Consider the following 25,751-nt stretch of genomic DNA (forward strand, 5'->3'; position numbering starts at 1 on the left):
ACGCCCCACCCACCGCGTCGTCCCTGCGGAAGCAGGGACCTCCGTTCGCCAGTCCGCCCCCCCAAAACAGAGGTCCCTGCTGTCGTAGGGACGACTTCGGGAACGGGGTTGGAAGGGTGCTGAAACAAGGGACTCTCGGCGCTCTTCACCACGAGGCGCCTCTCTACAATTCCCGAAATCCTCATGCTGAGGAGCCTCGCAGAGGCGTCTCGAAGCACGAGGACCGGCCCCCTCAGTTCATCGGGTCCGCCACGCAGATGGCCCGCAACTCCGCGATCACCTCGCGCGCCGCCGGGTTGAGCCAGCCATCCTTGCGCGTGATCACCCCGGCCTCGCGCCGCGCGGCGAGCGCCGGCACGTCGAGCATGCGCAGCCCCGCCGCCTCGGGCGCCAGCAGCGTCGTCGAGACCGTGAAGGTCAGGGCGTCCGAATGGCCCAGCATCTGCAAGAGGAACGCCATGGATTCGGTTTCGCACACGATGGTGGGCGGCGGCAGGTCGTGCGACACAAAGAGCGCATTGAGCCGCCTCTGCGCCCGCGTCCGGTGCGGCGGCATCACCCAGGGAAAATCCAGCAGCGCCCTGAGCGGCACGCCCTTCCGCCCCGCCAGCGGATGCCCCGCCCGGCAGCAGGCCCCGAGGCTGTCGGCCGAGAGCGGATCGATCGCCAGGTCGCGCGTCATTTCGGGCGAGGGCAGTTCGGCCACGACGAAATCCACCTCGCCCGAGCGCAGCGCCTTGAACAGCATGTCGTCGAACCCGCCCACCACATGCACCCGCACCGCCGGATGCCGGGTCACGAGCCGCGCCACCGCCTGCGGCAGGTGCCGCCTCAGCCAGGCCGGGCCGGCCCCGATCGTCACCGTGCCGCTTTCCCCGCCCGAAAGCGCCGCCACTTCCTCCCCGGCATCCTTGACCTGCAGGGCCACGCGCTCGGCATGGCGCATCAGCACCGCCCCGGCCGGGGTGAGTTCCACCCCGCGCGGCAGGCGCTCGAACAGCGTGGTGCCCAGCTCCTGCTCCAGCCCGCGGATGGATTTGGTCAGCGTCGGCTGCGCCACCCCCAGCTCCCCCGCCGCCGCCGTAAAACTCCCCGTCCGCGCCACCGCCAGCAAATAGTCGAGCTGTCTCAGATTCATGCTTCAGGGCCCCCGAATATCCGCGAGGGTAGCATACGCCACGAGCCGCTCTCCTATCCCTCATAGTCGATCGCCTCCCGCCGTCCGCTGCGGGCCGACCGATAGGCCGCGTCGATCATCGCGAAGGCCCGCCGCCCATCGGCGATCGTCACCGGCACCGGCGCACCGGTCACCAGCGCCTTCACGAACGCCGAGGCGACCTGCTCGTGGAACAGTCCGGTCTTGAACCCGGGCACCGTCGGGCTCGTCCGCCAGCCTTTTCGCGGCCCCTCGCGCTCGAAGATCGACAGGAACCCCGTCTCCCGCGTCGGCCGGCTGGCGATGTCGACGCCCGAGAGCAGCAGCGTGCCGCCCGTGCCATAGATCTCGATCGAATGGTCGGCCGCCGCAAAGCTCCAGCTCGTCGCGACCTCCGCGATCATGCCGTTGGCATAGACAAAGCTCGCCACCGCGCTGTCTTCCACCCGCAAGCGCAATGGCGAGGCGATGGTCGCCGACACGCTTTCCGGCTCGCCGAAGCACCAGCGCAAAAAGTCAGCCGCATGAATGCCCTCATCGATGAGCGTGCCTCCGCCCGAAAGCGCGGGGTCGCAGAACCATTGGGCACCAAAGCTCGGGTCGAGCCCGTGGCTGTGCCCGTGCCGCACGCGCACCAGCGTGATCCTGCCCAGGGCGCCCGAGGCCAGCACCGCGCGGATCTCGGCGTTGATGGGGTCGAACCGCTTGGGAAAGCTCTGCATCACGGTGAGCCCGGCATCCTCGGCCAGGGCCGCGATGCGGGCGCCCGCCTCGACGCTGGTGGCAAGCGGCTTTTCGCACAAAACCCATTTGCCGCGCCGCCGCGCCACCGCTGCGATCAGCCCCTCATGGTCGGCCGTTGCCGAGCAGATGGCGAGGCCGTCGCAGGCGGCGATCAGCCCGTCGCGCTCGGTCCAGCGATCGATGCCATGCTCGGCCCGCGCCGCGTCCGCCAGCCCGTCATAGGCCTCCCAAAAGCCCATGAGGGCGATATCGGGGGCGGCCTTGAAAGCCCGGGTCCAGAAATTGGCATGATAATGAGCAAAGCCCAGGATGCCGATCCGCCGGCGGGTCATGCGCCTCGTCCCCTCACGACATCGCTCCCTTTTCCCTCATCCACGACCCTCGGCGCGTCTGGCAGTGCCGCTGCACAGTGCATCCATCAGGCGAAGAGCTGCACTTTGCATCCCATGGAATACGCGCGGTCTCTGCCCGCGTCCACACGAACGAGCGGCAATCATCGTATTCCGCGTGTCAGGCACCTGAATTCCACGTGGGCGGGCTTGCCAATCATGTGCGCTGGGCTATGCATCTCACAAAGATACAGTTCCGCTGACGTGAGGATCGGCGCCTTGGCATCGTACGAAACCGTGCTTGCGGCACTGCGCGATCTGGCCACGCGGCTCGAGGATGGTGCGCGCCTGCCCACGGTTCGCGACCTTATGAAACGCTTCAAGGTCAGCCAGGCCACCGTGCAGCAGGCCTTCGCCGAACTGCGGCGCGAGGGGTTGCTGGTCAGCCAGGTCGGGCGCGGCACCTATCTGCGCAAAGCCGCCGATGGCGGCCTTCATGCCGATGTCACCCCGCCATCGGCCCTCTCAAGCCTCCTGATGCTCTCGAGCATCCGCATGAACGAGCGCTGCGTTCTCGTGCAAAATCAGATCGTTGCGGCCATGACCGGCGAAGGCACGCGCGTCGTCCAGATGTCCTGGCACGATCCCGATCACCTCATGCAGATCCTGCAATCCGTGCCGCGTTTCGATGCCGCCATCCTGCAATCTCATTATGACAGCGTGCCGATCCGCCTGCTCGACCTGCTCAAGCAAAAGACCCGCGCCGTCGTCGTCGATGGCCACTCCCTCTGGGGCATGGACATCGACCATATCGGCACCGATTGGGAGGATGCGCTGGATCTGGCGCTGGCCGAACTCACCGCGCTCGGCCATCGCCGCATCGGGCTCGTCACCATAGACAGCCCGGCCCAGCCCATCGTCGCCACCCGCCGCGCCTTCGCCCGCCTTGAGAACTGGCGCGGAACCGGGCTCGATCCCTTCCCGCCCATCGTCATGCCGGGCATCGCCAATCCCACCCAGCTCGTCGCCGAAGGGCTTGCCGATACCCTTTCACCGCTCATTTGCGAGGATGGCGGCCTGCCATTCACGGCGCTCTTAACCCTCGGCATCTCCGATGGTCCGGGCATCGGCCAAGCCCTTGCCCGCCTTGGCCTCGATGGCCCGGCCGGCCCCAGCATCTTCGTGCTCGGCCATCACGATGTCTCCTCCGAGCATTTCGGCACCTATGCCATTGCCGGCTCGTCACACGTCGAAGCCGCAGCCGCCCTCCTCCAGGCCATCCGCGACCGCATACGCTCCCCGCTGGCCCCGCCGCGCGTTACCTTCCTCGCCTGCGCCGCCACCCCGCGCCCCTCGATCCGGCCCCTCCCCTCCCCCGGTGCACCCCGCACCCGCATCCGCTCCGTGTGAGGCGGAAACAGCGGGGATAAAGTCCCACTTATCCCCGCGAAAAGCGCTTCCGGGCGGGCCTTTTTCTGGCGTATTGAGGATGCAATAGGTACATATTGTACATCCTGAAGCGGGGTCAACATGCTGAAACGTCGCCTGCCCGAGCGGCTGATGCCGCTGGCCACCAGCCTCGGCGTTCGCCCGCTTTACGGCGATGTCCACAACCATTCCAACCTGTCCTATGGCCACGGATCACTCGCGGACGCGCTCAGGCGCGCTGCCCGGCAGCTCGATTTCGTCTCCATCACTGGTCACGCTCACTGGCCCGACATGCCCGTTGACGACCCGTCGGTCGCCCATATCGTGGCATTCCATGTCGAGGGTTTCGCCCGCCTGCAGCGGCTCTGGCCCGGCCATTTCGCAACCCTTGCCGAAGCCAGCGGCAGCGGCCTCACTGTCTTCCCCGGCTATGAGATCCACTCCGGCGAGTGGGGCGATTACACCATCCTTTACAAGGACTTGACCCCGCGCGACATCGTCCTCGCCGATGGTCCGCAAGCGCTGCGCAAAGCCCTCGAAGCCCGCTATCCGGGCGCCTACATGGCCTTCCCCCACCACATCGCCTACCGCCAGGGCGCCCGCGGCATCAACTGGTCGGGCCTTGATCCAGAGCTCTCGCCGGTGCTCGAAATCGTCTCCATGCACGGCCTTTCCGAGACCTCGCTGGGCGACCGCCCCTTCCTCCATTCCATGGGTCCGGGCGATGGCACCCAGACCCTGGCGCATGGCCTCGCCAGTGGCCACGTCTTCGGCGTCCTCGGCAATACCGATCACCACTCGGCCTATCCCGGCTCCTATGGCCACGGCCGCACCTGCCTCTATGCCGCTGAAAACACACGCCAATCGATCTGGGATGGCCTCTGGGCCCGTCACACCAACGCCCTGACCGGAGACTGCACGCATCTCCTCATCGCCCATGGCAATGCCATCCAGGGCGACATCGTCCGGCCCGGCCCCTGCGACCTCCGGCTCGAAGCCGTGGGCGGTGGACCGATCGAGCATATCGACATCATCCGCGACGGCCGGCTCGTCCACCGCATCTCGCCCGAACTCACCCCTGCCCCCGTCGACGCCGGCGATGGCACCGAGACAATCCTTGTGCTGGAAGTGGGCTGGGGCGCCCGCGGCTCCTCGCATCGCTGGCAGGGCACGCTCAGCCTCGATGGCGGCGAGATCCTCGCCGTCGAGCCGCGCCTCCGGGGCTCGGAAGTCGTCTCTCCCCTCGAAGGCGAGGCGGATGCCGCCGATAGCGACGAAATCCTCTATGCGGACAATGTCATACGCTTCGATATCCGCGCCCACGCGAATCCGAATAATCTGACACCGATGATGCAGGCCATCGCCGCCCGCATCCGCCTGCCCGATAGCGGTGCCGTGCGCCTGTCCTTTGGGGGTGAGGAGATCGTGGTTCCCGCCGAGCGCCTGCGCTATGCCGCGCTTTCGGGCAATATCGGGCCGATCGACAGCCCCGCCTGGCGCCTCCATCCCCTGCCCCGGCCCGAGCGTTGGCAATGGCAGGGCAGTGTGCCCCTTGCACCGCTCGAGGCGGGCGAGACGATCTATACCCGCATGCGCCAGTCCAGCGGCCAATGGACCTGGACCTCGGCACTGTTCTGCCGGGCCTGAGCCGAAACGAAAAATGGCGCCCTCCTTTCGGACGGCGCCATTCCTGGGTTCGCGACAGACGAACGACTACTGGAGGCGATAGCGCACGGTGCCGCGAAGCTCGTGGATCATGTTGTGGTCGATAAAGTAGGGCCCGAGCGCCGGCGGAGCCAGGGCCGCATCGCCATTGCTGATCTGGGGCATGTAGATACCGCGATAGCCCACATCGGCGACCATGGCGCCCAGGTCATAGGCAAGGCCGGCCATGACGGCACCGGCCGCGGTAAAGGTCTTGCCCTCGGGGCCCGGATTGGGTCCTTCCGAGCTGACATGGTTGTGAGCAAAGCCGAGACCGGCACCCACATAGCCGCCGAGCCCATAGCCCTGGCCGACGCCGCTGATCGGGAAATCGTAATAGACGTTGGCGAGCGCCAGCGTAGACCGCAGGTCGACGTCATAGACGCCGTCGCTGATGTCGTTGACCGAGAGATAGTCGATGGTCAGGTCGGCGCGCAGGCCGTCGCCCGTCTCGTAACCGATACCGGCGCCGATGGAATAGCCATAGCCGGCCCCGATCACCTCATTGGTCACGACCTCCGGCTCGCCGACGCCGCACGGATCATCCGGGCACTCGCGATAGCGCATCTGCTTGGCCCACCACGCATTTCCCGCCAAGGACCCGCGCAGGTAGAAATTGCCCCCCATGCCCTGGTCGACCGGGGGAATCTCGATTTCGGGATAGAGCATGTCGGCGGCCAGGGTCGGGCTGGCTGCCATAGCAATCGCGGTCGCAGCCGCCAGTGCCAGAAATTTCCGCATTTTCAGGTCCTCAGTTCTTGCACGACGACAGCGCTCGAATTGAAGCCAGATTGACGCGATTGTCTTAAAAGCCGCTTAACCCTAAGGCTTAACCCTAATATTCTCTTGCATCGGTTTTGCCTGATGTCTCGCCCCAAGACCTCCGCTCCCGGCGCCCTCGACTGGGCGGCGCTGTTCCTGCTCATCGCCGTGTGGGGCACCTCGTTCGCGGTCATCAAGATCGCGCTTGCCGGCATCGGCCCGAACTGGCTGGCGGCCGGCAGGCTGACCATTGCCGCTATGCTCGTGGCCATCGTGATCGCGCCCCGGCTCCGCCCCCTACCCCGGCGGCGGGACTATCTCGCACTCCTGCTGCTGGGGATCGTGGGAAACACCGTGCCCTTCGTCTTCATCGGCTGGGCCAGCCTCACTGTGCCGTCCGGAGTGGTCGGCCTCGTCATGGCGACGAGCCCCATCCAGGTCATGCTCCTGTCGCTCGTCCTGCTGCCCGAGGAAAAGCTGACGCCGGCTCGCCTCGCCGGCCTGCTGCTCGGATTTTCAGGTGTCGCGCTGGTCATCTTCGGGCGCGAACAGACCGGGGTCGCCATGGCCCCTGCTGCCGATGTGCTGCCCTATCTCGCGCTTCTCGTGGCAGCCGGCTGCTATGCGCTCAACACCATCATCGCCAGAAGGCTGGGCGCCATCCCCGTTGCCGCGCGGGGCTTCGGGGTGCTCGCGGGAGCGGGACTGGCAGCAACGCTCTTTGCGGCGCTTACCGAGCCCTTTCCCGTCACGGCGCCGGCCGAAAGCCTGCTGGCCCTGCTCTATCTCGCCGCCATCCCCACGGCGGCAGCCGGCATGCTGGTCTACTGGCTGCTCGATCGCACATCGGCGCGCTTCGTCGTCCAGACCAATTACATCGTGCCGGTCATCGCCGTGGCGGTGGGCGCGGTGATGCTGGGTGAAACCCTTGGCCCGCTGCAATATGGCGGCGTGCTCGTCATCCTTGCCGGCCTGCTGCTCGCCGAGCAGGTCTGGCGACGGCGATAGAGGGCGCAGCCGGCAACCGCAAGGCAGGCCGGCAACGCCGCGTCGATCGAGGGTCAGGCGACCTCGCGGATCGCAGCCGCGATGTCGTTGACCACATGGCTCACCAGCGTCTCGTCATCGCTTTCGGCCATGACGCGGATAACAGGCTCCGTGCCCGAGGGCCGGATGACCAGCCGGCCACCGGTGCCGAGCCGGGCCTGGCCTTCGGCGATCACCTGGCGCACGAGCTTGTCGTCGAGCGGCTTACCCTGCTTGTAGCGGACATTGTGCAGCAGCTGCGGCACCTTCTCGAAACGACGGCAGACCTCCGAGACAGGCCGGCCCTCCTGCTTGACCACCGAGAGCAGTTGCAGCGCCGCGACGAGCCCGTCTCCCGTCGTGGTGAAATCCGAAAGGATGATGTGGCCCGATTGCTCGCCACCGACATTGAAGCCCTTGGCGCGCATGGTTTCGAGCACGTAGCGGTCGCCGACCTGGGTGCGCTCGAGCGACAGGCCGATCGAGCCGAGATAGCGCTCCAAGCCCAGATTGGACATGACGGTGGCCACGAGGCCACCGCCGCGCAGCTCGCCCCGCGCTGCCCAGGATTGCGCGATGACCGCCATGAACTGGTCGCCATCAACGATCTCGCCCTTCTCGTCGACGATGATCACCCGGTCCGCATCGCCATCAAGCGCAATCCCGATATCGGCGCGCAGTTCGCGCACCTTGGACACCAGAGCCTGCGGCGCGGTCGAGCCGACCTTGTCGTTGATGTTGAAGCCATCGGGCTCCACCCCGATGGTGAAGACTTCGGCACCAAGCTCCCATAGGGCCACCGGAGCCACCTTGTAGGCGGCGCCATTGGCGCAATCGAGCACGATCCGCAGGCCGGAGAGGTCGAGCTCCTTGGGCAGGGTGCGCTTGGCAAACTCGATATAGCGGGTGCGGGCTTCCTCGTCGCGCCACGCCCGGCCGATCTCGCGCCCTTTCGCGAGATGCTGGCAGAGGTCGCCGTCGATCATGTCCTCGATATCGGCCTCGATTTCGTCCGACAGCTTGTAGCCGTCGGGCCGGAAGAGCTTGATGCCATTGTCATCATAGGGATTGTGCGACGCCGAGATCATGACGCCCAGATCGGCGCGCAGCGAGCGGGTCAGCATCGCGACGGCTGGGGTGGGCATCGGCCCCAGAAGGTAGACATCCATGCCGACGGCGGTGAAACCGGCCGTCAGCGCGCTCTCGATCATGTAGCCCGATCGCCGCGTATCCTTGCCGATCACCACGCGGTTGCGGTGGTCGCCGCGCACGAATTTCAGGCCCGCGGCCATGCCCAGACGCATCGCCAGGTCGGGCGTCAGCTTGTCGCCATTGGCGAGGCCCCGCACGCCATCCGTGCCGAAATACTTTCGCGCCATCTTGCACTTTCCCCGCTGTCAACTCGCCCAGCCTCGGGCTTTGCTGCGACTATAGGCAGTCTATAGCAAGAAATGGGTTAACTGGGCGATGGGGCGCGGTTTGGGCGGATTGAGGGCAAAGAAAAAGGCCGCTTGAAAGCGGCCTTTTTGCATCACCCTTCGGGCTGGGGCTCCAGCCCCGGATCGGCATCCGGGCGCTTCTTGCCCACCTTGCCGGCGCTCGGAACACCCGAAACCTTCGGAGCAGGTTCGGCATCGGCATCGCGATGCGGCATCTGGCCGTTGATGATGCCGCGAATCTCGTCGCCCGAGAGGGTTTCGAACTCGAGCAACGCCTTGGCGATGCCGTGCAGGTCATCGATATTCTCGCGGATGACCGTCTGCGCCGTCTTGTAGCCATCGTCGACGAACCGCTTGATCTCCTCATCGACGATCTTCTGCGTCTCGTCCGACATGTGGGTCGAACGCTGCATCATAGAGCGGCCGAGGAACACCTCGTCCTGGTTGTCGCCGTAAAGCAGCGGCCCGAGTTTGTCCGACATGCCCCATTCGGTGGCCATGGCGCGCGCAAGGCCCGTCGCCATCTTGATGTCGGCAGAAGCACCCGAGGTCACCTTGTCGTAGCCGAAGATCTCCTCTTCGGCCACGCGGCCACCCATGGCAACCGCCAGGTCGGCAAAGGCCTTGCGGCGGGTCAGCGAGACCTGGTCGCGCTCGGGCAGGCGCATCACCATGCCAAGGGCCCGGCCGCGCGGGATGATGGTGGCCTTATGGATCGGGTCCGAGGCATCCATCTTGATAGCGAGCAGGGCGTGGCCGGCTTCGTGATAGGCGGTGAGCTTCTTGTCTTCTTCGGTGAGGCTGAGGGTGCGGCGCTCCGCGCCCATCATCAGCTTGTCCTTGGCGTCCTCGAACTCGGCCATGGTCACGAAGCGCTTGTTGCGCCGCGCAGCCAGAAGGGCCGCCTCGTTGACGAGGTTCATGAGGTCGGCGCCCGAAAAGCCCGGCGTACCACGCGCGAGAACCTTGAGATCGACATCGGGGGCCAGCGGCGTCTTGCGCACATGCACCTTGAGGATGCGCTCGCGGCCGATGACATCGGGATTTGGCACCACGACCTGACGGTCGAAGCGGCCCGGACGCAGCAGCGCCGGATCGAGCACGTCAGGGCGGTTGGTAGCCGCGATCAAGATGATGCCCTCATTGGCCTCGAAGCCGTCCATCTCGACGAGAAGCTGGTTCAGCGTCTGCTCGCGCTCGTCATTGCCACCACCGAGGCCCGCGCCACGGTGACGGCCGACGGCGTCGATTTCGTCGATGAAGATGATGCAAGGGGCATTCTTCTTGGCCTGCTCGAACATGTCGCGCACGCGGCTGGCGCCGACGCCCACGAACATCTCGACGAAGTCCGAACCCGAGATGGTGAAGAAGGGCACATTGGCTTCGCCGGCAACCGAGCGGGCGAGCAGCGTCTTACCGGTACCCGGCGGGCCCACCAGCAGCACGCCACGCGGGATCTTGCCGCCCAGGCGCTGGAACTTGCCCGGATCGCGCAGGAATTCGACGATCTCCTCGAGATCCTGCTTGGCTTCGTCGACGCCCGCCACGTCTTCGAAGGTGATCTTGCCCTGCGCTTCGGTCAGAAGCTTGGCGCGGCTCTTGCCAAAGCCCATCGCGCCGCCACGACCCCCGCCCTGCATCTGGCGGATGAAGAAGAACCACACGCCGATGATGACGATGAAGGGCAGCCAGCTCGAGAGCAGGATCGACCAGAACGGGCTTGTATCCGGTGCACGGGCGGTGATCGCCACGCCGCGCTCTTCGAGCCGCGAAACGATGTCGGCGCCGGCCGGGACCACCGTTTCGAAGCGCGATCCGTCGCGCAGCGTCCCGGTCACGATATTGTCCGTGATCGTCACGCTCGACACGCTGCCGGCATTCACCGCCGACACCAGCTCGCTATAGCTGCGGTCAGCGACCGAAACCGAGCGCGTCGAGGACTGGAATACCTGGAACAGGCCCATCAGCATGAACAGGATGACGAGCCATATTGCGAAGTTACGGAAGTTGACGTTCATTGAAACCCGATCCGATCGCCGGCTGGCGGGGTCTGATGCCGGCTTTGACGCGAATGTAAGCCCCGTACTAAGGCGTTACAAGGGCAGCTGCTCAAGCCCTTCCGGTCGGAACGCCGCACCCTTTGCCCGTTTGGGTTAATACGCAGTCACGACCGCAGCGGTTCCTTTGTCGATCTTCGCGGTGGCGACCGCCGGGCCGGCTCGGGCCTGATGCGGATGGTGACGGGCCCCGCCGAGACCACGCAGCCATTCAGCGTCGTCCGAAAAGTGCCCTGCCCCAGCCGCTCCACCAGCCTTTCGACCGCCGAAAGCCCATGGGGCCTTTGCGCCCCCCCGACATCGCGGAGGAGCTTTGAGACGAGCCGTGTAGCCACTGCTTTGGGCAGGAGGGAGAGGTCTCGGCGCAGGACTGAGACGCCCAAGGGATCGATCGGCGTGACGAGCGCACGAGCCCTCTCCGCTTCAGCAGTCAGCGCCGCCTCGGCCTCGCCCGCACGCCGGGCGAAGGTGGTAATACGCTGCGCATCGAGCCCAAGCGCCGCAAGCTGCGGCAGCATCTGGCGCCAGCGCACGCGCTCGTAATCGGTGTCGGCGTTGGATGGATCGGCGGCAGGCACGAGGCCCTCGTCCCGGACCAGCGCCCTCAGTGCCTCGGGATCGACATGAAGGAGCGGACGGACGATCCGGAGACCGTCGATCACGGTGTCGCGGTCCATGCCCCGCAAGCCCTCGAGCCCGCTGCCGTGGGCCATGCGCATCATCACCGTCTCGGCCTGGTCGCCGAGGTGATGGGCCGTTGCGAGGGCTTCGCAGCCATCCTCTCGCATCGCCGCGTGGATGAGCTCATACCGAGCCGCCCGGGCCGCAGCCGACACACCGGTTGCAGGCTTGGGCCCCGTCCAGACGAGCCCTCTGGCTGGCAACCGGCGGGCGGCGGCCACAGCGAGCACCATCGCCACTTCGTCGGCCGCTTCGGGCCGTAGCCGGTGATCGACGGTATAGACGGTGTATCGACCGGGGTGGCCCAGTGCCGCCTCATGCCTCTGGGCGAGGAGCAGGAGGGCGAGGCTGTCGGCCCCTCCGGAAACGGCGAGGCCGACTTTGGTGAACCGCTCGAGCGGGGCGAGAAGCGCTTGGGCGTCGAGCCCGGCCGCCGCCATGCTCAGGCGGGGCACTGATGCCGGGTGCGTTCCTCGGCGAGCCGGTTGGCGAAGGCAGGCGAAACGCTGGTATAGCGCCGGCTGACTTCGGAAAAGGTGCGGCAGGCGGTTTCAGGCTCGCCCGCACCCGCAAGCGCGATGCCCAGCTTGAGCAGCAGGTCGGGTGCACGCGGCGATTCGGGATAGGCCTGGAAACCGGTCAGCAGCGCATCTGCCGCCTCTTCATAGGCCCCGCGCGCCATCAGCGCCTCGCCCAGCCAGTTGGTCGCATCGGGCGCCTGCGCATCCTGCGGATAGAGCGCCACGAACTGCCGGAACTGTTCCTCGGCAAACCCGTAGTCGCCCCGCACGATGGCGTCGTAGCCGGCTTCGTACTGCGCCCGCGCATCGCCGTTGGAGACATCCTGTCCGCCATCGAGGCTGAGATTGAGCGGTCGTCCGCGCCCGAGATTGGCGAGATCCTCCTCGCTCAGCGTGCCCAGCGCACTCTCGCGGCCCGGTCCGCCCAGAAGCGGATCGCGGCTGTCGCCCAGCCCATCGCCCGGCTGGGCCAGAGGCACGGGCGAGAGCGCCGGGTTAGCCGGCGGTTCGGCCGGAAGACGATCGGGGATCTGCGGCAGCCCCGCGGCTGGCACAGCGCCGCCGGATTGGACTGCCGCATCAGTTTTTCCCGCGTCACCGCCTTCCAGGGCCGTGAGCCGCGCTTCGGTATCCTGGGCTGACCGGTCGACCATCTGCTTGAGCTGGTTGACTTCGTATTGCAGCGTCTCGACCTGGCCGGTGAGGCTGCGGATCGACTCTTCCATCTGCTGCATGCGGAAGATGAGCTGCGCCAGCTCCTGGCTCTGCGCCATCGCGCTTGTCGGGATCATGGTGGTCGAGATCAGGGCAAGCAGCCCGATCCGTGCGCACCAGCGTCTCGTGGTCGATCGTTTCAACGCGCCCATGGGCACCTCTCGTCATTGCCTCTGATCGGGGCATATAGGCACCGATCATGGTCAAAACAAAGCGCCGGACACAAGACGTGCCCGGCGCCAGACTGTTGATATCGCCGGAATTACTGGACGACGGTGACGGCGCGGCGGTTCTGCGAGAAGCAGCTCTCCTGCGAGCAGATCGCCACCGGACGCTCCTTGCCGAAGGACTTGGACGTGATGCGGTTGGCGCTCACGCCGCGGCTGACGAGATAATTCACCACCACGGCAGCACGGCGTGCACCAAGCGCGATATTGTATTCGCGCGTGCCCATCTCGTCGGCATGGCCTTCGATCATCACGCGGTAATTGCCGTAGCGATTGAGCCAGGCGGCCTGCTTGTCCAGCGTTGCCTGGGCCTCGGCGGTGAGGCTCGAGGAATCGACCGTGAAGAAGACGCGGTCGCCGACGGTGACGAGGAATTCCTGCTGGCTGCCCGGAGCGGCGCCGCCGGGCCCGAGATTGCCGACGCCGGTGGCCGGATTGCGCGAACAGGCGGCCAGAACGACGACGAGGGCGACCATCGCGACAGCGCGGATGAAGCCGAAGGGGGGCGTGATGGAACGCATCCGCTTATGTCTCCTGAATTCGATAAGAACTTAGGCACGCTGTTTACTGCGCGTAACCTTAAGCCCGCGTGTGCCGATAGGGTTAATCTTGCGTCAATCGGGCCCAAATGTGGCCGGAAACCGGGGTTTGAGCTGCCGTTGCAAATGCGCAACAGGCCGCCGCCTCATCGCGAGATGGTTAGGATCGGTCGTCCACGCCGGTGAGCGTGCCCTGCGCAACGGCAGTCTCGAGCTGCTCCACTGCGTCGGCGAGCTTTTCGTCGATGATGGCGAGATACCGCGTCCAGTCGGCGAGCCCGCCCAGTTCGGCATCGCCATCAGAGATGCCCCTGAGCCCGATGAGCGGCAGCCCGAAATGCCGGGAGACGCGGGCCACGGCATAGGTTTCCATATCCACCATATCGTCGGCGATCGCGTCATAGGCCTTGCCCGAGACGATGTCCGAGCCGCTTGACAGGGTGGCGCGGGATAATCCGGGAATGAACGGCCCCAGCCTGAGGGTGGGCGGCAGGTCCAAAAACGGTACGACGCCCCGCGCAAATCCCAGTGGCGTCGCATCCATGTCGCGCCAGCTGACGGCGCTGGCTTGATGAAGGCTGCAGGGCGGCAGGCGGGCGGACCCTGCCGACCCCAGAGACACCACGAACTTTGGCATGCTGCCGGCAAAGTGCCGCCGGGTCAGCGCCTCGGTCAGATGCAGCGTCGTCTCGACGAGTCCGACGCCCGTGATCAAGGGATCGATGCGGCCGCGCAGCGACGGGCCATATTCCTGCGCCGTCGCCATCACGTAGAGGATATCCGCCATCGTCGGCCGCCCGAAATCAGGCGCGCAGCGGCGACCAGGCCGGGTCCGATGCAAAGCTTTCGGTGCGGATCTGCAGCTCGTTGCGGCCCCAGATGTCGATGGAATGGAGGCTCGGCCCGCCATCCCCACCGGGATCCTTGAAGAACATGATCACCCGGCCATTGGGCGCCCAGGTCGGCCCCTCGGCGCGGAAGCTCGAGACGAGGATACGCTCGTTCGAGCCATCCGGCGCCATCGTGCCGATGTGGAATTGCCCGCCTGACTGGCGGGTGAAGGCGATGAGATCGCCCTTGGGCGACCAGACCGGGGTGGAATAGCTCCCCTGCCCGTAGGAAATGCGCTGCGCCCCGCCGCCGCCGGCGCTCATCACATAGACCTGCGGATTGCCGCCGCGATCGCTCTCGAACACGATGCGCGAACCGTCCGGCGAATAGCAGGGGCTGGTATCGATGGCTGCCCCGCTGGTCAGTTGCTGGGGTTGGCTCGATCCGATCGGCAAAACGAAGAGATTGGTGGTACCCGCCCGTTCCACCGAGAACACGACATTGCGGCCATCGGGCGAAAAGCGCGGGGCGAAGGTCATCTGGCCGAATGAGCCCAGCCGCTGCTGGCTGCCCGTCGCCAGATCGAGCAGATAGACCTGCGGATTGCCCTCGTCGAAATTCATGTAGGTCAGCATCTGCTGGTTGGGCGAAAAGCGCGGCGTCAGCACCAGCGAGCGGCCCGAGGTGATGTACTGCACGTTGGCGCCATCCTGATCCATGATGGCGAGGCGCTTGACGCGATTGGCCTTGGGCCCGCTTTCGGCGACATAGACGACGCGGGTGTCGAAATACCCGGTCTCGCCGGCAAGCGCCTCATAGATGGCGTCCGAAATGATATGCCCGATGCGGCGATAGCTTTGCGGGCTCGTGGCATAGGAGCGGCCGACCACCTGCTGGGCCTGGGCGATGTCCCAGATGCGCACCGCGCCGTCGATCTGGCCACCGCGCTCGGCCGACCCCATCACAAGGCCTTCGGCCCCGGTATTGCGCCAGGCGGCGAAATCGGGCTGGGCAGCCACATCGCCCACCTGCTGCGGCAACCGGCCGGGATCGACGACGGCGAAGAGCCCCGAGCGCGACAGGTTGTTGCGCACGATATCGGCCACTTCGCGCCCGAAGGCGGGGTCCGAGGATGCGAAATCGGGGATGGCGACGGGGAGCGGCTGGAAGTTTGCGCCCTCCACCACGATCTGTAACTGGGCCAGGGCCGGCAGGCCACCTGCGAGCAGCGCCCCGCCGGCAAGGCCGAGCTTGAGCGCGTTCCGGCGCGTCATGAGGGTCATCTCGTCTCTCCGTTTCAGCGCAGCCTTCTGGCCACGGCATTCGTCATCAGGGTCTGAGTTCAACGTCGATCTGCCGCCATTGGTCGTAGGAGGCAGGAGAAAGCATGGTGTAGGGCCCGCACTGGGTCACGGCGCGCGCGGCAGCGCGGGCGATCTGCCCGCCCTGCGGGGAGGGATCGGCGCGCAGAATCTGCGGTTGCCCCGAGACCGACCCGTCGGGGTTGAGATCGACAAGGAGCCGCACCGCGAGCCCGCTGCCGATATCGCTGGGCAGAAGGGTCCAGCAGGTGCGGATCTTGGCGATGAGCCCGGCGATCTCGGACTGGCTCAGCGTCGCCGAGGTGCCGGTTTCACGGCCCAGCGTCGGCGTGCCGCCGGCCCCGGTCGTGGCGCCGCGCGAAGTCTCGTTGTTGATCAGTTCCGAAATGCGATCCGCGTCGCGCTGTTGCTGCTGCTGGGCCTGGCGCTGGCGTTCGGCTTCGGCGGCACGGTCGCGCTCGGCCTGCTGGGTGCGCTGGCGCTCCTGCTCGGCACGACGCTTGGCCTCTTCCTCCTCGCGCTTCTTGCGCTCGGCGGCCTCCTGCACGGCACGTTCCTGCTGTCGCTTGTATTCGGCGCGCTTCTGGTCGATCGAGGCCGTCCGCATCACGGGGCGCGGCGCAACCTCGCGCGGCTCTTCCACCGTGGTGGGCGCGGCAAGTTCGGGCGTCTGGGGCGCCGGCTCGGGCTCCGGGGCAGGCTCGGGCTCTGGGGCAGGAGGCGGCGGCTCGGGAACCGGCGCGGGCTGGGGCGCCGGCGGTTCGGGCGCGGGCGGCTCGGGTTCGGGCTCAGGCGGTGTCGGCTCGGGCTCCGGTGCCGGGGGCGGCGGAGGCGGCTCGGGCACCGGCACGGGGTCGGGCTCCGGCTCGGGCTGGGCCTCGGGCGCGCTCGATATGGTAGGGGCCGGCGTCGGCGTGGCCGTCGCCTCGGGGGTCGGCTGGTCCTCGCTGGTATTGCCGGTCGGCTCGGCGATCTCGGCGGGCTGGTCGCTCTCCACGATCGCTGGCGTCTCCGTCTCCACAATGGTGGAATCGAGCACGCCGCGGCGGATGTTGGAAAAATCGGAGATGGGCACGAGGTCGACGGCGATGGCTTCCATCGGAGGCGTCTGCAGGCGGTCGGCCGCGCCCAGGCCCATCAGCCCGAACGCGATCAGTGCCACATGCGAAACTGCTGATACCGTGAGCCCGGTGCGCATGTTAGCGGGCCTGCTCCTGCTCGGTGATCAGCCCGATCCGCGCGAATCCGGCAGCCGAAAGCACGCCCATCACGCGCATGACCGAACCATAATCGGCAGTCATGTCTCCGCGCACATAGATGCGGTCCTCGGTGCCGTTGGCGGCGACCGCGGTGACCTGCTCGACGAGCGTTTCGAGCGACGAGGGATCCTCCCCGACAAAGACGGCACCGTCCGGCGTCACCGAAACGGTGATCGGCTGCTGCTCGGTATTCATCTGCCGGGCCTGCGTCTGCGGCAGGTCGATCGGCACGCCCACCGTCATCAGCGGGGCGGCCACCATGAAAACGATGAGCAGCACGAGCATCACGTCGACCAGCGGGGTGACGTTGATCTCGCTCATCGGGGCCTTGCCGCCGCGACGCCGGCCGCGCCGTCGGCCGCCCGCTCCGCCCCCGCCTGCTGCTGCCATGCCCATCAGCGCTGGCCCCGCGCTTCGAGCTGGCGGGACAGGATGGTGGAGAACTCGTCGGCGAAGCCTTCAAGCCGCGAGATCATCTTGTTGGCGTCGGCCGAGAGCTTGTTATAGGCGATAACGGCGGGAATGGCGGCGAGAAGGCCGATGGCCGTGGCAAACAGCGCCTCGGCGATCGGGCCGGCGACGACGGCCAGATTGGTGCTCGAGGCGGCTGCGATGGCCGTGAACGCGTTCATGATGCCCCATACCGTGCCAAAAAGGCCGATGAATGGCGATGCCGAGCCGACGGTCGCAAGGAAACCAAGGCGCTTCTCCAGCATCTCGCTTTCCCGCGCGATGGCCACGTCGAGCACCTTGTCGAGCCGGCTCTGCATGCCGATGGGCGAGGCGGCGTTCTGCTCGTGGCTGCGCTTCCATTCCTTCATGGCGGCGACGAACACCGTGCCCAGCCCCATGCTCGGGCGCTCGGAAAGTTGCTGATAGAGCTCTTCGAGCGACTGACCCGACCAGAAGACGCGCTCGAACTGGTTCATCTGCCGCCTGACGCGGGAATAGAGCATCGACTTGTCGACGATGATGGCCCACGACCAGATCGACGCCAGGAGCAGTCCGAGCATGACCGACTTGACCACCAGGTCGGCCTGCATGAACAGTCCCCAGATGGAGAGGTCGGTATGCGCGGCAGCCGAGCCTACGGCTTCGAGTTCCATTGGAAATCCCTTTTCGGCCTGGTCATTCCGGCCCTGAGAGCCGGTCGTTGCGGTTCGAATTTGTCAATTTTAAGAGAAATGCCCGGCAGTTCCGGCACTGGCGTCCCTGGGCACGGCTCACGGCCACACTTATGGTCAAGAAGGGGTTAACATTCCGACTCCGTCCCGGCGGCGGAACGGATGGCTGCTATGCGAAATGCGCGACCAGCTGTCGCGGCAGGCGCGTCGCACCCCCGCCGATGCGGATGGCAACCACCGTCAGCGTCACATCGCAGAGCAGCGTCTCGCCGCGAAAGACCTTCTGGCTCAATCTCAGCCGGGCACCCGTCGCGCCAAGGCTTTCCGTCACGACGGCGAGTTCGTTGTCGATCCGCCCGGCTGCAAGAAACCGCAGCTGCATCTCGGTGACGGCAAAGGCGATCCCCTGCCCCGCAAGCTCGGCATGATGGACGCCGGCCGCGCGCAGCATCTCGGTCCGCGCCCGTTCGCAGAATTTGAGATAGGCGGCGTGATAGATGCTGCCGGAAAAATCCGTGTCTTCGTAATAGACGCGGACCGTGAAGCGATGCGGCTCAGTCACGTGCCAGGCCCCGGTCATCGAGGATCAGGTGCTCCGGCGTATCGGGCAGCGACGCGAGACGCATCTGCAACCAGGCCGGCAACAGATTGGCGCGGGCAAGGAACGCGGGCTCGATCGGGATCCAAGAGAAGCGCAGCACATGCCCCTCATCGGGCCGGGTGAGCGCCACCGCCTCGGGGACGAAGGGAAAGGCCTCGGTCAGCGCCACGCGGTAATAGCGCGACAGCTCGTGGAAAACGATCCCATCGCGCTCGAAGATGTTTTCCACCGAATAGGCCAGCGGCCCGAGCGCCGCTTCAAAGCCGGTTTCCTCGGCGATCTCGCGCAGCAGCGCCTCGTCGCTGCGCTCACCCAGTTCCACCCGCCCGCCGGGCAGGAGCAGATAGGGGTCGTCATCCTCGCGGCAGGCAAGCACATGCCCGTCGCGGATTGCGATGCCGGCGGTCCGGAACTGGAAGCGCCAGGGCTGTGGCCGCTCGATATCGAAGGACAGCATGCGGCGGGCGGGATCAGGCATCGCCTGCCTCTGCCTCTTCGAAAAGGCTCGATTGCAGCCCCATGAAGCCCTGCGGCACGGCCAGCCCCATATGCTGGAAGGCGATCGCCGTCAAAAGTCGCCCGCGCGGGGTACGCTGGATGAAGCCCTGCTGAATGAGATAGGGTTCGACGATCTCTTCGAGCGCATCGCGCGGCTCGCTCAATGCCGCCGCCAGCGTATCGATGCCCACCGGCCCGCCGCCATAATGGGTCGCGATGACATCGAGATAGCGCCGGTCGAGCTGGTCGAGCCCGCGCTGGTCGACATCGAGCCGCAGCAGCGCCTTGTCTGCAACGCTCGCCGTCACCCTGTGCGAGCCTTCCACCAGCGCAAAATCGGTCACCCGGCGCAGGAGGCGGCCGGCGATGCGCGGGGTGCCGCGCGAACGTCGGGCCACCTCCATTGCGCCATCGGTCGTCATCTCAACGCCCAAGAGGCGCGCGCCGCGCTCGACGATGAGCACGAGTTCCTCAGGCGTGTAAAAATTGAGCCGCACCGGAATGCCGAAGCGGTCGCGCAGCGGTGTCGTCAGCAGCCCGGCGCGCGTCGTCGCGCCCACCAGCGTGAACTTGGCGAGGTCGATGCGCACCGAACGCGCAGCCGGCCCCTCCCCGATGATCAGGTCGAGCTGGTAATCCTCCATGGCCGGATAGAGGATTTCCTCCACCGCCGGGTTGAGCCGGTGGATCTCGTCGATGAAGAGCACGTCGCGCTCCTCGAGATTGGTGAGCAGCGCCGCAAGGTCGCCCGCCTTGGCAATCACGGGGCCGGAGGTGGCGCGAAAGCCCACGCCCAGCTCGCGCGCCACGATCTGCGCCAGCGTCGTCTTGCCCAGTCCTGGCGGCCCCACAAACAGCACATGATCAAGCGCCGTGCCGCGCGTCCGCGCCGCCTTGATGAACACTTCCAGATTAGCCCGCGCCGCCGCCTGCCCGATGAATTCGGAAAAGCCGGAAGGCCGGAGCGCCACATCGAGCGGCTCGTCCCGGCCGGCGGAGGCTGAGGTGAGGGAGGTCAAAGGCAATCCTCTACCGCAATCATGGCGTCAAGCCGCTGCGCTCGGATGTCAAACGTCGCCGTTGCCCGGCATCCGCGGGCAACATGGGAACGCGCGATGATTGCATCGGCCAGTCCGCAGCCAAGGCGTTCGCAATCTTCGAGCCCCTCGCGGACGATGTCGGCATCTTCAACCACAAACACATCAGAGCGCAGAACCATCCGCAGGGCCGAAATCACGCGGTCGGCTGGAAATTTCTTTACCCGCGTCAACACGGTATACGTCTCCGCCATGACCACGAGCCCGACATAATAGGGATGATTGGCTTCCTGCCCGACAAGGCGGATCGCAAGCGGGGTCTGAACGGGATCGTCGTCGGCCAGAAACCGGACGAGGATGTTGGTGTCAACGCCCAGCACGAATGCGCTCGTCGTCTTCGGCGAGCTCGTCTTCAATGGCCTTGTCCATTTCCTCGACGGTAAGGGCGCGCGCGACAGGCGGTATGCCCAGGACGCGGACAAGATCCGCGATGCGCGCGGTCCTCGGCTTCAGTACGTATTCCCCGTCCTTCTTGACGAAATCGATCTTGTCGCCGGGCCCGATCTTCAATTCGTCCCGTACCGATTTGGGGAGGGTCATCTGGCCTTTTGACGTCAACGTGGCTGTCGCCATGCATTTCCTCCGTTCATCCTTACCGATCTCAAATAGTAAGGAACCGCAGTTCACGCAACCTTACTGGCTCAACTCCCGCAACCCCAACCGGATGAGCTTTTCGGTCGAAATCTCCTCGCCCTCTCGCGCGATCACCCGCGCCACAGCGGCCGAGGCCTGGGCGCCCTGATAGCCCAGATTGACGAGGGCCGAGACCGCATCGGCCACCGGGCCACGGGCGACGCCTTCGCCGATGGCCGATTGCAGGCCCAGCACCCCGGCTTCGGGCGCATCGAGCTCCGGAATACGGCCCTTGAGCTCGGTGACGATGCGGGTCGCAAGCTTGGGTCCGACGCCATTGGCCCGCCCGATCATCGCCTTGTCCTGCAAGGCGATGGCGCTCGCCAACTCGCTCGGGCGCAACACCGAGAGGATCGAGAGCGCCACCCGCGACCCCACCCCCTGCACCGTCATCAGCGTGCCGAACCAGGTCTTTTCGGCTGGCGTAGCAAAGCCGTAGAGCCGGATCATGTCCTCGCGCACCATCATCTCGATCTCGATAACGGCCGCCTCGCCGACGCGCGGCAGGGATTGCAGCGTGCGCGCGGAACAGAACGCTTCGTAGACCACGCCCTGCACGTCGATGAGGACGTAATCCTCGCCGAACCCGTCGATGATGCCCTTGAGCCGCCCGATCATCGCACGGCCGCCTGTATGCGCAGCGCCGTGCGGTGATGGGCATGGCAGATGGCGATGGCAAGCGCATCGGCCGCATCGGCGCCTTCGAACCGCGCCGCCGGCAGCAGCAGCTTCACCATGGTCTGGATCTGCGTCTTGTCGGCATGGCCGGTGCCGACCACCGATTTCTTGACGAGATTGGCGGCATATTCGCTGACCGCGAGCCCCAGAAGCGCCGGCGTCATCAGCGCTACGCCGCGGGCTTGCCCCAATTGCAGGGCCGAGCGCGCGCCGGCGGAAACGAAGGTCTCCTCGACCGCCGCCTCGGCCGGATCGAACCGGCCGATCAGCGCCCGCAATTCCTCGTGCAATATGCGCAGGCGCTCGGCCAGCGCGGCATCGGCAGGCGGCTGCACTGTGCCGGAGGCGACAAAGCTCAGCCGGTTGCCGGCGGCCTCGATGACACCCCAGCCGCAGCGCCTGAGGCCGGGGTCGATGCCGATGATGCGCACAGGAGCGTGCAGGTGAGCCTCCCCGGACTTGAATCGCCGGGGCACTCTAATCCGGCGCGGTCACACTTACCAAGCCGAAAGTGAACAAACCGAAAACGAAAATCAGCCGGCGAGCTTGGCCATGTCCTCGTCGCTCATCTCGTAATTGGCATAGACGTTCTGCACGTCGTCGTCTTCCTCGAGCGTCTCGATGAGCTTCATCAGGGTCGCGCCCTTGTCGGCATCGATGGGCGTCGAGTTCTGCGGCTTCCAGATCGCCTTGACCGATTCCGCCTCGCCCAGCACCTTCTCGAGCGCCGCCGAAACTTCGACCATGGCCTCGAAGCTGGTGTAGATATAGTGGCCCTCTTCGTCGCTTTCGACGTCGTCGGCACCGGCCTCGATGGCCGCTTCCATCACCTTGTCCTCGCTGCCCACGGCAGCCTTGTAGGTGATCTCCCCGACGCGGTCGAACATGAAGCCGACCGAGTTCGTCTCGCCCAGGGCGCCGCCGTTCTTGGAGAAATAGGAACGGACGTTGGACGCGGTGCGGTTGCGATTGTCGGTCAGCGCCTCGACGATGATGGCAACCCCACCCGGCCCATAGCCCTCATAGCGAATCTCGTCGAAATTCTCGCCATCATTGCCCGACGCCTTCTTGATGGCGCGGTCGATATTGTCCTTGGGCATCGACTGGGCGCGGGCATTGGCCACCGCGAGACGCAGGCGCGAATTGAAGGCCGGGTCGGGCATGCCCATCTTGGCGGCCACGGTGATTTCGCGGGCGAGCTTGGAAAAGACTTTCGAGCGCGCCGCATCGGACTTGCCCTTGCGGTGCATGATGTTCTTGGCATGCGAATGGCCGGCCATCGGAGACCCCGTCTGCGGTGCTGTTGAATGTGGTTGGGCCTTATAGGGAGGGGCGCGAAAAAAGAAAAGCGCCGCCGCGCAACTGCCGGCTCGCGATCAGAAATCGGGCCAGGTCTCGGCAAGGCTTCCGCCCACCCGCAGCGCCCCTTGCCTTACCGCGAGCCCAGTGCGCGGATCGGTTTCGACCATGACGCCGCACAGCGTCGCCGGCCCTTCTGCGGGGGTGAAACGCCCCACGGCCACCCCGGTCAAAAACCGGTTGAGCGGCTCGTCGGCTTCCATGCCGATGACGGAATCGAAATCCCCGCACATGCCGGCATCGGCCATCAGCGCCGTACCGCCCTTGAGGATGCGGTTGTCGGCGGTGGGGATATGGGTGTGGGTGCCCACCACCAGCGTCGCCTTGCCATCGAGGAAATGCCCCATGGCCTGGATCTCGGAGGTCGCCTCGGTGTGGAAATCCACCACGATCGCATCGGCCTGCTCGCCCAACGGACACGCCGCGATCGCCGCCTCGACGGCCCTGAACGGATCATCCATGGGTTGCATGAAAACGCGCCCAAGGGCATTGATGACCAGCACGCGGTGCCCGTTGCGCCCCTCGATCAGCGTCGCCCCGCGGCCCGGCGTGCCCGCGGGCATGTTGAGCGGGCGCAGCAGCCCCTCCTCCCGCGCGATATAGGACAGCGTGTCGCGCTGGTCGAAGGCATGATCGCCCAGGGTCACCACATCGGCGCCCGCGCTGCGCAGATCGGCATGGTGCCCCTCGGTCAGACCCCGGCCGTGACTGGCATTTTCGCCATTGATGACGACGAAATCGAGCCTCAACCGCTCGATGAGGCCGGGCAGGCGGTCACTGATCGCGTCGCGTCCGGCGCGGCCCATGACATCGCCGAGAAAGAGAAGTCTCAAGCGGTTCGTCCTTGCTGATCCTGGGGAGCATCGAAAATGACGGTTCCGTCCTCGGTCACCACCCTGTCAAGCGGCAGGTCGTGAGGCCCGCGCGGAATGCTGTCGAGTTGCTGGGCGGCAAATGCGAGCCCCACGCGCAAAGGCCGCTGCGCGAAGGCTGCGAGGGTCCGGTCGTAATAGCCCCCGCCATAGCCGAGCCGTGTGCCTTTGGCGTCAAAGCCCAGAAGCGGAATGATCACCACGGCCGGCTCCACCCGTGGCGCGGCCTCACCGGGGGCGAGCGAGCCGAAGCCGGCCGGATAAAGCTCGGCATCCGCCTCCCAGAGCCGCATCTGAAGCGGCGCATCGGCTGCAGTCACCACCGGCAGGCAGATGGGCTGCCCCATCGCCATGAGCTGGGTAAGGATAGGCAGGCAGTCGATCTCGTCGCGGATCCGCCAGTATCCGGCAACCACGCCGGCCGGGCCGAGCGGAATGTCCTCAAGAAAAAAGCGCGCCGCCTGATGCGCCGCTTCGCGACGATAGACCTCGCCCAGCGCCGCCCGACGCCGGCGCGCTGTTTCGCGAAGCTGCGCCTTGCGGCTCTCGATATCGGCCTCTGCCATGCGGTGGGGTCGAAAAGCCTTCTTTTGCCACCCATCGCCCGAAGCGGTGACGCGGTCGGAATAAGGTGCCGCCCTGGCCGTGGGACAGACGATCCCGGGAACCTACTCACGTAGGTGGGCGCCGTATGTCCGAGCCCACGGGCCCGGTCAGGGACAGCTCCCTTAAGGATCGATAAGGCCCCGGGGATACTGGTGTCCATCACGCACCGGGCAGCGCCACCAATATAGGCTGGCTTGATGCGCCGTGCAAAGGGTCAGAATGCGTCGCCAACATCCTGGTGGCCGTGCAGCACGCGCAGGACGACGATCTCATTTTCATCGACGCGGTAGATAACGTGATGGGATCCGTAGCGGCTCAGCCGCAGATTGCCGAGGTCGGGCCTCAGCGTTCCGTATGAGGGAAACCGCGCGATATGCTGAAGGTGCCTGTCGAGGCCATCATAATATCTGTCGGCCTGCGCAAGACCAAAGTTGAGAATGCTGGCCCGATAGAGGCGCTTGATATCCGTCTTCGCCGGAAGGCTGGTTCTAAGCCGCATCGGCATCGGCGATGCCCAGTTCGGCACGAACTTCGGCGCGAAGCGTATCCATATCCAGATCCACCACCGGGCTTGCCAGCCCTTCGTCGATCAGCGCCTGCATGCGGGCGATGGCGTCGGCCCGCCCCTGCTCCTTGCGGATGAGATCTCGCATCAGGTCACTGGCATTGGCGTATCGGCCGGTGGCCACCTGCGCCTCGACCCAGGCCTTCATCGCATCGGGCAGGGAGATATTCATCGTCGCCATGGCAAACTCCTTCAGCCCACCCTAGCACAGGCGGCGGTCTTGGCAAAGTTTGCCAAACCCTGCCATCAGCCTTGCGGCTGGGGTGCGCCGGTGTCGTCGATGGCGGTTGCGATGGCTTCAACCTTTCGAGCGGCTTCTGCCAGCCGGCGGGCAAAGCGGCGCTCGAGATCCTCGGCCTCCTGCGACAGCGCCTCGCCGGCCGCGGTAAGGTCGGCGACATCCTGCTTGAGCGAGGCGATCCGGCGCTCGGCTTCCCCCAACTCGTCGAGCACCGCGATGCCAGCCATGACGGTGAGGCGGTTGTCCCCGATCTCCCCGAATGCGCCCTTGAGCTGCTCGATCTGCCGGTTGAAGCGCTCGGCAAGGCTCAGCAGATGCGGCTCCTGCCCGTCCTCGCAGGCCATGCGATATTTGCGGCCATTGATCTCGACATTGACTTCCGGCATCGGCGTCCTCCTGTTCGGGGCGAAGTCCCGGCCCCTCGCGGGCAGCTGCTCAGCGCGACAAGACCGCGCGCACATCCTCCATCGCCGCCACGAGACGGCGCGACACATCCTCGGCGCCTTCGTCGAGCCGGCGCATCCGGGCATTGGCCTTGTCGAGTTCGCTCGCAAAACGGGCCCGCTCGGCCACGAGCTTTTGCGTGTCGGCCTCGATGCGGGCATGGGTGCGCATGCGGCCATTAAGGCTGCGCACGCTGGCCTCGAGCCGCGCAAAGGCCCGGTCGAGCCGTGCAGAGGCCGACTCGAAGCCCTCTTCTTCTCTGTTCTCGCTCAATCGAGCACACCCGAAAGCTCG

The 25,751-nt window shown here is 66.1% G+C and carries 30 protein-coding genes and 1 other RNA gene; 3 read left to right on the forward strand and 28 right to left on the reverse strand.

The genetic code is table 11. The features are described 5' to 3' along the window. Positions 1-232 precede the first annotated feature (232 nt). Together BT183_RS08460 and BT183_RS08465 are read right to left on the reverse strand one after the other, a co-directional pair. Positions 233-1,138, reverse strand: a complete 906-nt coding sequence (locus BT183_RS08460; protein WP_072340924.1) for a LysR family transcriptional regulator — start codon at positions 1,136-1,138, stop codon at positions 233-235. 53 nt (positions 1,139-1,191) lie between these two features. Continuing rightward, positions 1,192-2,232 carry a Gfo/Idh/MocA family protein gene (locus BT183_RS08465; protein WP_072340925.1) on the reverse strand — a complete coding sequence of 347 codons (1,041 nt, stop codon included), beginning with the start codon at positions 2,230-2,232 and terminating at the stop codon, positions 1,192-1,194. A gap of 276 nt (positions 2,233-2,508) precedes the next feature. On the opposite strand from BT183_RS08465, the gene BT183_RS08470 reads away from it, so the two are divergent. Together BT183_RS08470 and BT183_RS08475 are read left to right on the forward strand one after the other, a co-directional pair. Continuing rightward, a complete protein-coding gene (locus BT183_RS08470) occupies positions 2,509-3,639 on the forward strand; it encodes a GntR family transcriptional regulator (protein WP_177282452.1) in 1,131 nt (376 codons plus the stop codon). Positions 3,640-3,759: 120 nt separating this feature from the next. Then, positions 3,760-5,304, forward strand: a complete 1,545-nt coding sequence (locus BT183_RS08475; protein ID WP_084603347.1) for a CehA/McbA family metallohydrolase domain-containing protein — start codon at positions 3,760-3,762, stop codon at positions 5,302-5,304. Between the two features lie 66 nt (positions 5,305-5,370). Here the strand turns inward: BT183_RS08475 and BT183_RS08480 are convergent, their stop codons facing one another. Beyond that, positions 5,371-6,102 carry an outer membrane protein gene (locus BT183_RS08480; protein ID WP_084603348.1) on the reverse strand — a complete coding sequence of 244 codons (732 nt, stop codon included), beginning with the start codon at positions 6,100-6,102 and terminating at the stop codon, positions 5,371-5,373. Positions 6,103-6,225: 123 nt separating this feature from the next. Here BT183_RS08480 and BT183_RS08485 point away from each other — a divergent pair, with 123 nt between their 5' ends. Further along, positions 6,226-7,131, forward strand: coding sequence for a DMT family transporter (locus tag BT183_RS08485; RefSeq protein WP_072340934.1), 906 nt, complete (start codon positions 6,226-6,228; stop codon positions 7,129-7,131). 53 nt (positions 7,132-7,184) lie between these two features. Here BT183_RS08485 and glmM read toward each other — a convergent pair whose 3' ends face one another. The 25 genes from glmM to BT183_RS08610 form a co-directional block, all read right to left on the reverse strand. Then, positions 7,185-8,528 carry a phosphoglucosamine mutase gene (glmM, locus tag BT183_RS08490; RefSeq protein ID WP_072340936.1) on the reverse strand — a complete coding sequence of 448 codons (1,344 nt, stop codon included), beginning with the start codon at positions 8,526-8,528 and terminating at the stop codon, positions 7,185-7,187. Between the two features lie 152 nt (positions 8,529-8,680). Further along, positions 8,681-10,606: an ATP-dependent zinc metalloprotease FtsH gene (ftsH, locus tag BT183_RS08495; RefSeq protein WP_072340939.1), complete on the reverse strand. Its 1,926-nt coding sequence runs from the start codon at positions 10,604-10,606 to the stop codon at positions 8,681-8,683. 146 nt (positions 10,607-10,752) lie between these two features. Continuing rightward, on the reverse strand, positions 10,753-11,781 hold the full coding sequence (gene tilS / locus BT183_RS08500; RefSeq protein ID WP_143145709.1) for a tRNA lysidine(34) synthetase TilS: 1,029 nt from the start codon (positions 11,779-11,781) through the stop codon (positions 10,753-10,755). After that, the gene (ybgF, locus tag BT183_RS08505; protein WP_084603350.1) at positions 11,769-12,713 is read right to left on the reverse strand and encodes a tol-pal system protein YbgF; all 945 of its coding nucleotides are present in this window, start codon (positions 12,711-12,713) and stop codon (positions 11,769-11,771) included. The genes tilS and ybgF overlap by 13 nt, the downstream gene beginning before the upstream one ends. Positions 12,714-12,823: 110 nt before the next feature. After that, positions 12,824-13,309: a peptidoglycan-associated lipoprotein Pal gene (gene pal / locus BT183_RS08510; protein WP_072340944.1), complete on the reverse strand. Its 486-nt coding sequence runs from the start codon at positions 13,307-13,309 to the stop codon at positions 12,824-12,826. Between the two features lie 178 nt (positions 13,310-13,487). Further along, entirely contained in the window at positions 13,488-14,114 is a 627-nt protein-coding gene (locus BT183_RS08515) for a 5'-methylthioadenosine/S-adenosylhomocysteine nucleosidase (protein ID WP_072340946.1), read from the reverse strand. A 16-nt stretch (positions 14,115-14,130) separates the two neighbouring features. After that, entirely contained in the window at positions 14,131-15,441 is a 1,311-nt protein-coding gene (tolB, locus tag BT183_RS08520) for a Tol-Pal system beta propeller repeat protein TolB (protein WP_084603351.1), read from the reverse strand. Positions 15,442-15,487: 46 nt separating this feature from the next. After that, positions 15,488-16,642: a hypothetical protein gene (locus BT183_RS20455; RefSeq protein ID WP_143145710.1), complete on the reverse strand. Its 1,155-nt coding sequence runs from the start codon at positions 16,640-16,642 to the stop codon at positions 15,488-15,490. A 37-nt stretch (positions 16,643-16,679) separates the two neighbouring features. Continuing rightward, entirely contained in the window at positions 16,680-17,135 is a 456-nt protein-coding gene (gene tolR / locus BT183_RS08530; RefSeq protein ID WP_072340955.1) for a protein TolR, read from the reverse strand. After that, positions 17,135-17,845: a protein TolQ gene (tolQ, locus tag BT183_RS08535; protein ID WP_072340958.1), complete on the reverse strand. Its 711-nt coding sequence runs from the start codon at positions 17,843-17,845 to the stop codon at positions 17,135-17,137. Before tolQ ends, tolR begins: the two co-directional genes overlap by 1 nt. Before the next feature lie 187 nt (positions 17,846-18,032). Next, complete coding sequence (locus BT183_RS08540) at positions 18,033-18,425, reverse strand: YbgC/FadM family acyl-CoA thioesterase (protein ID WP_280173921.1); 393 nt, start codon at positions 18,423-18,425, stop codon at positions 18,033-18,035. Continuing rightward, positions 18,418-18,942 (reverse strand): NUDIX hydrolase, encoded by a 525-nt coding sequence (locus BT183_RS08545; protein ID WP_072340964.1) that lies wholly within the window; start codon positions 18,940-18,942, stop codon positions 18,418-18,420. Before BT183_RS08545 ends, BT183_RS08540 begins: the two co-directional genes overlap by 8 nt. After that, on the reverse strand, positions 18,935-19,981 hold the full coding sequence (gene ruvB / locus BT183_RS08550) for a Holliday junction branch migration DNA helicase RuvB (protein ID WP_072340968.1): 1,047 nt from the start codon (positions 19,979-19,981) through the stop codon (positions 18,935-18,937). The genes BT183_RS08545 and ruvB overlap by 8 nt, the downstream gene beginning before the upstream one ends. Continuing rightward, positions 19,978-20,379, reverse strand: a complete 402-nt coding sequence (locus BT183_RS08555) for a type II toxin-antitoxin system VapC family toxin (protein WP_072340971.1) — start codon at positions 20,377-20,379, stop codon at positions 19,978-19,980. Before BT183_RS08555 ends, ruvB begins: the two co-directional genes overlap by 4 nt. Next, positions 20,366-20,632 carry an AbrB/MazE/SpoVT family DNA-binding domain-containing protein gene (locus BT183_RS08560; protein WP_072340974.1) on the reverse strand — a complete coding sequence of 89 codons (267 nt, stop codon included), beginning with the start codon at positions 20,630-20,632 and terminating at the stop codon, positions 20,366-20,368. Before BT183_RS08560 ends, BT183_RS08555 begins: the two co-directional genes overlap by 14 nt. A gap of 60 nt (positions 20,633-20,692) precedes the next feature. Then, positions 20,693-21,310, reverse strand: coding sequence for a Holliday junction branch migration protein RuvA (ruvA, locus tag BT183_RS08565; RefSeq protein ID WP_072340977.1), 618 nt, complete (start codon positions 21,308-21,310; stop codon positions 20,693-20,695). Beyond that, the gene (gene ruvC, locus BT183_RS08570; RefSeq protein ID WP_244545265.1) at positions 21,307-21,846 is read right to left on the reverse strand and encodes a crossover junction endodeoxyribonuclease RuvC; all 540 of its coding nucleotides are present in this window, start codon (positions 21,844-21,846) and stop codon (positions 21,307-21,309) included. The genes ruvA and ruvC overlap by 4 nt, the downstream gene beginning before the upstream one ends. Before the next feature lie 57 nt (positions 21,847-21,903). Next, a complete protein-coding gene (locus BT183_RS08575; RefSeq protein WP_072340980.1) occupies positions 21,904-22,650 on the reverse strand; it encodes a YebC/PmpR family DNA-binding transcriptional regulator in 747 nt (248 codons plus the stop codon). A gap of 96 nt (positions 22,651-22,746) precedes the next feature. Further along, complete coding sequence (locus tag BT183_RS08580; protein ID WP_072340982.1) at positions 22,747-23,562, reverse strand: TIGR00282 family metallophosphoesterase; 816 nt, start codon at positions 23,560-23,562, stop codon at positions 22,747-22,749. Beyond that, positions 23,559-24,167, reverse strand: a complete 609-nt coding sequence (locus tag BT183_RS08585) for a 5-formyltetrahydrofolate cyclo-ligase (RefSeq protein ID WP_072340984.1) — start codon at positions 24,165-24,167, stop codon at positions 23,559-23,561. Before BT183_RS08585 ends, BT183_RS08580 begins: the two co-directional genes overlap by 4 nt. Before the next feature lie 61 nt (positions 24,168-24,228). Beyond that, a non-coding RNA gene (ssrS, locus tag BT183_RS08590) (6S RNA) lies at positions 24,229-24,387 on the reverse strand. A 34-nt stretch (positions 24,388-24,421) separates the two neighbouring features. Continuing rightward, positions 24,422-24,712 carry a type II toxin-antitoxin system RelE/ParE family toxin gene (locus BT183_RS08595; protein ID WP_084603353.1) on the reverse strand — a complete coding sequence of 97 codons (291 nt, stop codon included), beginning with the start codon at positions 24,710-24,712 and terminating at the stop codon, positions 24,422-24,424. After that, on the reverse strand, positions 24,696-24,953 hold the full coding sequence (locus tag BT183_RS08600; RefSeq protein ID WP_072340987.1) for a type II toxin-antitoxin system ParD family antitoxin: 258 nt from the start codon (positions 24,951-24,953) through the stop codon (positions 24,696-24,698). The genes BT183_RS08595 and BT183_RS08600 overlap by 17 nt, the downstream gene beginning before the upstream one ends. A 65-nt stretch (positions 24,954-25,018) precedes the next feature. Further along, positions 25,019-25,399 (reverse strand): cell division protein ZapA, encoded by a 381-nt coding sequence (locus BT183_RS08605; protein ID WP_072340990.1) that lies wholly within the window; start codon positions 25,397-25,399, stop codon positions 25,019-25,021. A 49-nt stretch (positions 25,400-25,448) separates the two neighbouring features. Next, on the reverse strand, positions 25,449-25,730 hold the full coding sequence (locus tag BT183_RS08610; protein ID WP_072340993.1) for a DUF4164 family protein: 282 nt from the start codon (positions 25,728-25,730) through the stop codon (positions 25,449-25,451). Positions 25,731-25,751 lie beyond the last annotated feature (21 nt).

It is taken from the genome of Devosia enhydra (genome assembly GCF_900119845.1).
Taxonomy (GTDB): Bacteria; Pseudomonadota; Alphaproteobacteria; order Rhizobiales; family Devosiaceae; genus FPKU01.

Coding starts and splice junctions, on each gene's coding strand:
- BT183_RS08460 (WP_072340924.1), bottom strand. CDS start 1,138: ATGAATCTGAGACAGCTCGACTATTTGCTGGCGGTGGCGCGGACGGGG.
- BT183_RS08465 (WP_072340925.1), bottom strand. CDS start 2,232: ATGACCCGCCGGCGGATCGGCATCCTGGGCTTTGCTCATTATCATGCC.
- BT183_RS08475 (WP_084603347.1), top strand. CDS start 3,760: ATGCTGAAACGTCGCCTGCCCGAGCGGCTGATGCCGCTGGCCACCAGC.
- BT183_RS08480 (WP_084603348.1), bottom strand. CDS start 6,102: ATGCGGAAATTTCTGGCACTGGCGGCTGCGACCGCGATTGCTATGGCA.
- BT183_RS08485 (WP_072340934.1), top strand. CDS start 6,226: ATGTCTCGCCCCAAGACCTCCGCTCCCGGCGCCCTCGACTGGGCGGCG.
- glmM (WP_072340936.1), bottom strand. CDS start 8,528: ATGGCGCGAAAGTATTTCGGCACGGATGGCGTGCGGGGCCTCGCCAAT.
- ftsH (WP_072340939.1), bottom strand. CDS start 10,606: ATGAACGTCAACTTCCGTAACTTCGCAATATGGCTCGTCATCCTGTTC.
- ybgF (WP_084603350.1), bottom strand. CDS start 12,713: ATGGGCGCGTTGAAACGATCGACCACGAGACGCTGGTGCGCACGGATC.
- pal (WP_072340944.1), bottom strand. CDS start 13,309: ATGCGTTCCATCACGCCCCCCTTCGGCTTCATCCGCGCTGTCGCGATG.
- BT183_RS08515 (WP_072340946.1), bottom strand. CDS start 14,114: ATGGCGGATATCCTCTACGTGATGGCGACGGCGCAGGAATATGGCCCG.
- tolB (WP_084603351.1), bottom strand. CDS start 15,441: ATGACCCTCATGACGCGCCGGAACGCGCTCAAGCTCGGCCTTGCCGGC.
- tolR (WP_072340955.1), bottom strand. CDS start 17,135: ATGGGCATGGCAGCAGCAGGCGGGGGCGGAGCGGGCGGCCGACGGCGC.
- tolQ (WP_072340958.1), bottom strand. CDS start 17,845: ATGGAACTCGAAGCCGTAGGCTCGGCTGCCGCGCATACCGACCTCTCC.
- BT183_RS08545 (WP_072340964.1), bottom strand. CDS start 18,942: ATGCCTGATCCCGCCCGCCGCATGCTGTCCTTCGATATCGAGCGGCCA.
- BT183_RS08560 (WP_072340974.1), bottom strand. CDS start 20,632: ATGGCGACAGCCACGTTGACGTCAAAAGGCCAGATGACCCTCCCCAAA.
- ruvA (WP_072340977.1), bottom strand. CDS start 21,310: ATGATCGGGCGGCTCAAGGGCATCATCGACGGGTTCGGCGAGGATTAC.
- BT183_RS08575 (WP_072340980.1), bottom strand. CDS start 22,650: ATGGCCGGCCATTCGCATGCCAAGAACATCATGCACCGCAAGGGCAAG.
- BT183_RS08585 (WP_072340984.1), bottom strand. CDS start 24,167: ATGGCAGAGGCCGATATCGAGAGCCGCAAGGCGCAGCTTCGCGAAACA.
- BT183_RS08595 (WP_084603353.1), bottom strand. CDS start 24,712: ATGCCGATGCGGCTTAGAACCAGCCTTCCGGCGAAGACGGATATCAAG.
- BT183_RS08600 (WP_072340987.1), bottom strand. CDS start 24,953: ATGGCGACGATGAATATCTCCCTGCCCGATGCGATGAAGGCCTGGGTC.
- BT183_RS08605 (WP_072340990.1), bottom strand. CDS start 25,399: ATGCCGGAAGTCAATGTCGAGATCAATGGCCGCAAATATCGCATGGCC.